Here is a 6,661-nt window from a genome sequence, read left to right on the forward strand (position 1 = left end):
TTCCGGACCTGACCAAGCGCAAACCATTGGCCGCCGCACTGTTCGAACGTCTGCACCTGTTGGTCCAGGCGTTTCGCAACATCGTGTTCGCCCAGATCAAGATCTCCTTGCTCAACACCGTCTTCACCGGGATTTTCCTGGCGGTGATCCTGCCGCTGTTCGGCATCAAGCTGCCGCTGACCAAAACCCTGATCGTGCTGACGTTCCTGCTCGGCCTGCTGCCGGTGATCGGCAACCTGATGTCGAACACCCTGATCACCATCGTCGGCCTGTCGCTGTCGATCTGGGTTGCCGTGGCGGCGCTGGGTTATCTGATTTTTATCCACAAGCTCGAATACTTCCTCAACGCACGCATTGTCGGCGGGCAGATCAGTGCCAAGTCGTGGGAGTTGCTGCTGGCGATGCTGGTGTTCGAGGCCGCGTTCGGCCTGCCGGGGGTGGTGGCGGGGCCGATTTACTACGCGTATCTGAAGAGTGAGTTGAAGCAGGTGGGGATGGTTTGATCCGAAAGATGTATTGCCTGATCTGACGCTATCGCTGGCAAGCCAGCTCCCACAAGGACAGCGCATGACCTGTGGGAGCGTGGCTTGCCCGCGATGCAGGCGCCGCGGTCTTCCTGATCAGTCCATCGAGCCGTAACGCTTGGCCGCCTCGATCGCCAGACCGCTACCGATACTGCCAAAAATGTTGCCTTCCACATGCCGCGCATTCGGCAACATCGCCGAAACACTGTTGCGCAGCGCCGGAATCCCGCTCGAACCACCGGTGAAGAACACCGTATCGACCTGATCGACCCGCACATCTGCGTCTGCCAGCAGTTGGGTGACGCTGGCTCGCACCCGCTCCAGCAGGCTGTCGATGGCCGACTCGAACAGTGCACGGCTCAAGTCCACGCTCAGGCCCGCTTCAATGCGATCCAGTGGCACGTGACGGTTGTCGGAGTGGGTCAGCTGGATCTTGGTTTCTTCCACTTCCATGGCCAGCCAGTGTCCGGCGCGTTGCTCGATCAGCTTGAACAGGCGGTCGATACCGCCGGTGTCCTCGATGTCGTAGCGCATGCTGCCCAGGGCCAGTTGCGACTTCTGCGAGTACACCGAGTTGATGGTGTGCCAGGTCGCCAGGTTCATGTGGTGGCTGGTGGGCATGTAGGCGCCGCTCTTCATGYGGCTGCCGTAGCCGAACAGCGGCATCAGGCCTTGCAGGCTGAGCTGTTTGTCGAAGTCGGTTCCGCCGATGTGCACACCGCCGGTGGCGAGGATGTCCTCGTGACGGTTGTCCACACCCCGACGCTCCGGCGACAGGCGCACCAGGGAGAAGTCGGAGGTACCACCGCCGATGTCGACGATCAGCACCAGCTCTTCTTTCTCGATGGTCGACTCGTAGTCGAACGCTGCGGCAATCGGCTCGTACTGGAACGAGACTTCCTTGAAGCCGATCTTGCGCGCCACGTCTACCAGGGTGTCTTCGGCTTCTTTGTCGGCCATCGGGTCATCGTCGACAAAAAACACCGGCCGCCCCAGTACCACTTCTTCGAATTCCCGACCGGCGGCCGCTTCGGCGCGGCTCTTGAGCTGGCCGATGAACAGCCCGAGCAGGTCCTTGAACGGCATCGCCGTGCCCAGGACGCTGGTGTCGTGCTTGATCAGCTTGGAACCCAGCAGGCTCTTGAGCGAGCGCATCAGGCGGCCTTCGTAGCCTTCCAGGTACTCGTGCAGCGCCAGCCGGCCGTACACCGGGCGACGTTCCTCGATATTGAAGAAGACCACCGACGGCAGGGTGATCTTGTCGTCCTCCAGCGCGATCAGCGTTTCCACGCCGGGGCGTAGCCAGCCGACAGTGGAGTTGGACGTGCCGAAGTCGATACCCAAGGCACGGGCTGGAGATGCGTTGTTCATGTCTTTCAGGTTCCGGTTAAAAAACGGCCGCGCAGTGTATGTCAGAGCGCGCCAGATTCGAAGGCCGGTTATCTGCTAATTCTTCGCAGACAATGCCTTGAAAGATGGGGCATCCCCCCCAAACTACCCTGCATCAACCGGACAGCCGCGGGAATGCTCGCAAGAAGCCCCGCCTGCTGCCGATAAACTTCTGCTGCGCCGCCCGGTCACAAATTTGAGATCGGTCAAACCAATGGCTGCAAACAAGCGCATGCTGTGGCCTGTGGCGCGATTCTGATAACGGATGGTGATTCCTTCGATGGACTTCAAAGACTATTACAAGATTCTCGGTGTGGAGCCGACCGCAGACGACAAGGCGATCAAGGCCGCCTATCGCAAGCTGGCGCGCAAATACCACCCCGACGTCAGCAAGGAAAAGGACGCCGAGGCCAAGTTCAAGGACGCCTCGGAAGCCTATGAAGCGCTGAAAAGCGCCGATAAACGCGCCGAATACGATGAATTGCGCCGCTATGGCCAGCACGGCCAGCCATTCCAGGGGCCACCGGGCTGGCAGAGCCGTGGCGGTTTCGGTGGTGGCGGCCAGGACACGGGCGACTTTTCGGACTTTTTCAGTTCGATATTCGGCAATCGTGGGCCAGGCTTTGGTGGTGGACAGTCGCGTCGCAGCACCGGACGCCGAGGGCAAGACGTGGAAATGGAGCTTGGAGTTTTTCTCGAAGAAACACTGTCGACCGAGTCGAAGAAGGTCACCTTCCAGGTACCGCAGTACAACGCGGCCGGGCAGCATGTGAGCAACACCAGCAAAAGCCTGAACGTGAAGATCCCCGCCGGCGTGACCGACGGCGAGCGCATTCGCCTCAAGGGGCAGGGCGCTCCGGGCGTGKGTGGCGGGGCCAATGGCGACCTGTACCTGACGATCCGTTTTGCCCCGCACCCGAAATTCGACGTCGAAGGCGAGAACCTGATCATCACCTTGCCATTGGCTCCGTGGGAGCTGGCGCTGGGGGCTGAAGTCGCCGTGCCGACCCTGACCGGCAAGATCAACCTCAAGGTCCCGGCGGGCAGCCAGAACGGCCAGCGCATGCGCGCCAAGGGCCATGGCCTGATGAACAAGGCCGGTGAGCGCGGTTACCTGTTCGTACAACTGAAGGCTGTCATGCCGAAGAAGTCCGACGATGACATCAAGGCCCTGTGGCAGGAACTGGCGAAAAAAGCCGCGTTCGATCCGAGAGAACACTTCTGAACCCAGACATGGAGTAGCCCGTCATGAGCAGCCCCCTGATCGTTCAACTGGACCTGGCAGAATTCTGTGAGGCGGCCGATCTGTCGGACGTCCATGTGATCGAAATCGTCGAACACGGCATCCTCGAACCTCAGGGCAAGCAGCCCAAGGACTGGCGTTTCAATGATTATGAGTTGGCACTGGCCAAGCGCGCCRCCAAGTTGCGGCGCGACCTGGAGCTGGAGTGGGAGGGGGTTGCCCTGGCGCTGGATTTGCTTGAAGAGGTCCAGCAGCTAAGGGCGGAGAATCGGATGTTGAAGCAAAGGTTGGGGCGGTTGGTGGTGGAGTAACTCCATTGGGGAGTTCCGGTCTGAACTATTTTCTCACCTTTCTATTCTCTTCCAGTGGGGAGTTCAAACGGAGTCTGATTAGACCATTATTTGGATCCGTTGCAGGGCTTGTATTACTGCCCTGATCAGCAGCAGCTCCTGGGCGATTCAAGCTGATTCGCACGTTACCGTCTTTAGCATGCACAAGGGTCGTGCTATTTGATGGGCGTATTTCCGAACGGTTGCTTTGGAGCCCTGAGGCGTAATGTTGTTGAGAGAATTCATCATAAGACATCAACCCCTCAGGCACGGGCGGCTGAGGAGAGCGAGTCCGTAGTCGCGACTCGAAAGGCAAAATTCCGAAGATGGGCTCACCAGTGCCCGAGTCCCGTAGAGGTGTCACAGCTTCAGCGCTTTGCCTATTCATCCATTCATCGACCGTTAAGGGGCGTAAGGTCTGATCGGATGGTGCAGACGCAGTGGCTGAGACCTCTGAATGCGCTCGAGCCCTTGTGGTTACTGGGGTTTTGGGAGGTACTAGCTGAGCAACGCTCGACGTACTGGGGGCTTTGCTTACAGCCTTGCTCTTTTTTAAAAAGCTAAAAAGATTCTTAGGCATATGCCCCGTCGGATCCGAAAAATTTACCGGATCCCCCACGCAATACATATACGCATTCAACCCACCCTTCCCAAACGGACTCCAACTGTCCGGACTATGAAAACGCATCAATATCGGGTTGTAAGCACGGTAGCCGTTACCCAGTAAATACCAGCCCAAGTGCGCCTCGCGCAATGCACCGTTAAACCCCAGGTTCGTCTCTACATCTTGCTGCGCGGACTGCTGGCCGTAGGCGGAATAAGCGATGGAATTAGGCTTACCCCCCGCGACTTCGGCGAGTATCGAGTTTTTGTTGTCGGTAGCCAGCAGGACAGTGCACGACTGTTGTAAGGGCGCGGGATTATCAGCAGGTAACTGAGGCATGGCGGAGCCTTCCTTGGTGAGAGCGTTGATAGTGATCAGCGCCCCCAGTCTGATCCTGCTGCAGAGTGTTGGGAACTAGCAGAACTGATAGTCAGGTGCCTCCCTGGCGCTGGATCTGCCGGGAGAGGCCCGGCAACTGCTGGCCGAGAACCGAGCGTTCGAGCAACCACGGTTAGTAGAATAATCCTGCCTGCATTGATCCCTTGTAGGAGCTGCCGCAGGTGCTGATGAAGCGGTATTACTGCGAATAAGGTGTTATTTAATTATTTCTTCATACCGTTAATTGAATGGTTATGGCCGCTTGTTCAGGTATTGTCCGGTGGATTTTCGATTTGTTATTCCAGATCGACAATGAGTACATTGAAAGTTCAATCGATTGCATACGGATGTGCGATATGTCTGATTCTCTGATGGAAAAAACCACGCTTGATGTACCCGCTGATTTTGAAAAGGGTCGTCACTTCGACTTCATAAAAAGCACTATTCCCGAGTGCCTTGTTCAGGCCTCGCCGCTACGGCGCAAGGTGCTCAAAGACACCAAGCCCACTGTTCCACTCTGGTATGAAAATAGTTCGACGGATCAGCGCAGTGCCCTGAAAGCGTTGATGGAAATTGACTGTCATGCGCAGAACAACTGGGACAAGACACTTGCCGCCGTGGACAGTGTCACCACCTTTGCCAAGCCTTTATTGACCACTGCTTTGGCCGAAGCGGATATTGACCTGGATGTCGAGAAAACCTGGGTGCGACTCTATTACCCGGTAGATTATGAATTTTTTGGTATTGCGACGGGTGTGAGCACCGGCGATGTACGCAGTAGAACCTTTTCATTGCTGCAGGCGGCGTTGCACAATTTCGAAACGTTCGAGGCTGAGGAAGGCTACTTCGACAAAGACTCTTCGTTCATTACCGGGCCCGATACGCAGGGACGCTTCGACGTTATTGATTCCACACTGAAAATTCAGCAGTTTGTAGCGATATGTCGCGAGCTCGATATCGGCGGTCAGTACCAAAAATTCATAAACAAGTTTCTTTACGAGGGTGGAGCTGCGCATGAGCAGGCGTTGAGCCTGGCTTTCATTGACAGCAAAAAATCAGCCATGAAGGCCGCCGCCTATGCAGCCCTGCTCAAAGGTGATATCGAACTTGCGCATCACGAGTTGATAGTCGCACTGATCAATGAACAGGATGTCGTAAAGGATAAAGACAGCCGACGCCCCATCAGCTACAGCCCGCTTAGTCTGATGGGTTACGAAATAGCCGAATGCGCAGTGTTCTTTCCCACCCACGCCAACCGTTACGATGGCAGCTATGTCATTGCCTACATTCCGGACGATCCAGAGCACTCGATAAAAAAATACGCCTCATTCGCTGACTTCGAAGAGCAACTGACCCATCAACTGATGTACCGGCCTCCGGGAAGTCGAATCGATAGTGCGAAGGACGCGCTCACCGACTATCAACGCTTCTTCAGCCGGTTCATCAGCGAAAAGGACCGGGGCCATTTTTTTCTTCGTTTTACCGAGAAAGTGTTGGACGCGCCGTCCGGCACGTACTGGAAAGACCAGGTACGTGGTTATCTGAAGTATGTAAGCCCTGCTTCAAGACTGGTCGGCCCCGTAGCGGATCGGCACTGGCGACGAGACCCGGTGGAGAATATCGATTTGCATGCCAAGCTATCTCTGAATTTTCAGTGGGTCGGCATGGCTGGCATCTGGACCGAGATGTTTCGTCAGAAACGTCGGCATCTGCGAGAGGATGCGCAGGTCCTCGCCGTTTCCACCGCCACCGAGGATGCCATCACCCGTGAACGTCGGCTCGCCAATTACTTGAATATCGGCCTGTCTATCGTCGGTATCGCCGCGTTCTTTGTGCCGCCGGTAGGCGCAGCCATGCTGTTGATCACTGCGGATCAGTTGTTGTTCGAGACGATCGAGGGCGCGCGCGAGTTGAGCCAGGGCGACAAGGAGGCGGGCTGGGCACATATCACCGATGTGCTGGAAAACCTGGCGACGATGGCGGCACTGGCGCCGGTTTTTCACTACACGGTTTCGCCTTTCATCGAAGGCTTGAAGTCGGTCACCTTGCCCAGTGGCAAGACGCGGTTGTGGAAGCCAGATCTCAAACCCTACGAGCGAAATGTGAAGTTGCCAGCAAACGCCAGGCTCGACGAGTCGGGGCTGCATCGGCATGCCGGTGAGGATATTTTGCCGCTGGAGGGCAAACATTACGC

6 protein-coding genes are annotated in these 6,661 nt (G+C 56.8%); 4 read left to right on the top strand and 2 right to left on the bottom strand.

Annotation, left to right across the window (positions count from 1 at the left end):
- Nucleotides 1–503 (top strand): AI-2E family transporter (locus tag ACXRVY_RS13770; RefSeq protein ID WP_458237571.1); only part of this gene is annotated, 503 nt, incomplete at its 5' end.
- A 117-nt stretch (nucleotides 504–620) separates the two neighbouring features.
- Here ACXRVY_RS13770 and ACXRVY_RS13775 read toward each other — a convergent pair.
- Nucleotides 621–1,895: an Hsp70 family protein gene (locus ACXRVY_RS13775; protein WP_458237572.1), complete on the bottom strand. Its 1,275-nt coding sequence runs from the start codon at nucleotides 1,893–1,895 to the stop codon at nucleotides 621–623.
- A 298-nt stretch (nucleotides 1,896–2,193) separates the two neighbouring features.
- On the opposite strand from ACXRVY_RS13775, the gene ACXRVY_RS13780 reads away from it, so the two are divergent.
- Both ACXRVY_RS13780 and ACXRVY_RS13785 read left to right on the top strand, forming a co-directional pair.
- Entirely contained in the window at nucleotides 2,194–3,138 is a 945-nt protein-coding gene (locus ACXRVY_RS13780; protein WP_458237573.1) for a DnaJ C-terminal domain-containing protein, read from the top strand.
- A gap of 23 nt (nucleotides 3,139–3,161) precedes the next feature.
- The gene (locus ACXRVY_RS13785; protein WP_458237574.1) at nucleotides 3,162–3,467 is read left to right on the top strand and encodes a chaperone modulator CbpM; all 306 of its coding nucleotides are present in this window, start codon (nucleotides 3,162–3,164) and stop codon (nucleotides 3,465–3,467) included.
- A 25-nt stretch (nucleotides 3,468–3,492) separates the two neighbouring features.
- Here ACXRVY_RS13785 and ACXRVY_RS13790 read toward each other — a convergent pair whose 3' ends face one another.
- The gene (locus ACXRVY_RS13790) at nucleotides 3,493–4,428 is read right to left on the bottom strand and encodes an RHS repeat-associated core domain-containing protein (RefSeq protein WP_223463629.1); all 936 of its coding nucleotides are present in this window, start codon (nucleotides 4,426–4,428) and stop codon (nucleotides 3,493–3,495) included.
- 395 nt (nucleotides 4,429–4,823) lie between these two features.
- Between ACXRVY_RS13790 and ACXRVY_RS13795 the strand changes: the two genes are divergently transcribed.
- On the top strand, nucleotides 4,824–6,661 hold a 1,838-nt coding region (locus ACXRVY_RS13795), incomplete at its 3' end, for a dermonecrotic toxin domain-containing protein (RefSeq protein ID WP_458237575.1).

The organism is Pseudomonas sp. P5_A2_2, from assembly GCF_054177685.1.